This is a genomic window from Acidithiobacillus albertensis (assembly GCF_001931655.1).
Lineage (GTDB): Bacteria > Pseudomonadota > Gammaproteobacteria > Acidithiobacillales > Acidithiobacillaceae > Acidithiobacillus > Acidithiobacillus thiooxidans.
This window is the reverse complement of record NZ_MOAD01000129.1, coordinates 1-1,492: the sequence shown is the minus strand read 5'-3', so window position 1 is coordinate 1,492 and position 1,492 is coordinate 1. Positions and strand designations below refer to the sequence as shown.

Below are 1,492 nucleotides of genomic sequence, written 5' to 3'. Positions count from 1 at the left end.
CCGCAACCGTTTGCTCACCGTAACGACAGAACCATAGTGGATAGTACTAAAAATTTGATGCGCCGCTTTATCCGGCATTTCCACGCAGCCCGCACTTTGCGGCCAGCCGTAGCCTGTGCGCGGGAAATAATGCAGGGCACGGCCCCTGTCGAAGTAGCTTACCCATTTGATACCAGGGTCATCATAGGGACGCCACTGGACCAATGCACCATGCCAATGATCGATATTGGTACCCTTCAGTGCAAAACCCGCGCTTTTGGCCGCGCGATATAACCGCTGCTGATAGGGTGTCAGCAGAGCAGGAAATGCGCCCTTCATCGTAGTTACCGGCACGCGTTCGTACACGGGCCAGGAACCGTCCGGGGTGGAATGGAGCACCCCAGTGTTTACAGGCGTGTGCAGGACGGCTATCAGTTTGGTGCCGACTAAAGTCCACACCGTGGCGGTTTCCGGGGCTGTCTTGGATACCTGCACCCATGTGTACGGCCACGGATTGCGAAAACCGTCTTTTAGGGCAACGGCCACAGCTTGTTTCAGCGCTGCATGCGACATTTTACCCAACGGCAAATGATCGGCATCCTCGAATTGCAGAATCGCACCCTGCCGAAAGGATGCGTGCGCCGATTCCATGGCTGCATGAAATGCTGGTGGAGTCTGCCAACGGGTTGATGGATAGAATTGCATTTCAGTAAGGGCATGAATCAACATTCTTGGTACTCCGCACAGATTTTTGGAGTCATTGGGAAGCACGCCGCAAAGCGGTTATTCTGGTTGGTGTCTGGCGACGGCCCTTGGCAATCTGGACCGACTGGACCGATTTTGGCGAGGGCACCGAAGCCCGACCTACCAAGCGTCGTCCCGAACCCGAAGTGTTGGCAATCTTCGCCAAACACCTTTCCAGTCTTCCAGAGTTTTTCCTTGTCCGATAAAGTCATTATCTAAGCAAACCCTTCATGGCAGCATCTGTCAAGTTAGTTGTATAGTGGTTCTTCATGGTTAGGACGCCTTTTTTCCTATTGCAGCTGATCTAAATCTACCGCAGCGACGAGTATCCGACCGACTGATCTTCGCCTCGGTGACGTTGAAATAGTTAGTGATGCAGCGGAGGCCGCCATTCAAAAGCCCCATCCTCATGTTCACAAAAAACCTTGCCAAGACTGGAAATATCGCGACAACCTTTCGAGCATGGCTTAGGGACCAGGCCCTATAAAAAGCACACGATCGTTGCGCATCCGTAAAACTCTAAATTAGAGTAAATAATAATGGGCATTATCCGTTCATTATAATTCGATAACTGATTCCGTGTGTGTTCATTAAGGAACACTATTGTTGTGATAAAACAATCGTTTATTAGGGTTTGACGAACTCCATTTTGTATTGTTAGCGTACTGACGTCGTGGAGGATTCCACGTACTACGGTCAATATCTATTTGACTACTTTCTATCGATTTTTTAGGTGGAGGATCTTAATGCAAGACTCAAATTCCAGATT

2 protein-coding genes are annotated in these 1,492 nt (G+C 49.9%); one reads left to right on the top strand and one right to left on the bottom strand.

Annotated elements, in window-relative coordinates:
- On the bottom strand, positions 1–708 hold a 708-nt coding region (locus tag BLW97_RS18515; RefSeq protein WP_143215014.1), incomplete at its 3' end, for a L,D-transpeptidase family protein.
- Positions 709–710: 2 nt separating this feature from the next.
- Here BLW97_RS18515 and BLW97_RS19595 point away from each other — a divergent pair.
- On the top strand, positions 711–929 hold the full coding sequence (locus BLW97_RS19595) for a hypothetical protein (protein ID WP_158025249.1): 219 nt from the start codon (positions 711–713) through the stop codon (positions 927–929).
- The last annotated feature ends 563 nt before the right edge of the window (positions 930–1,492 follow it).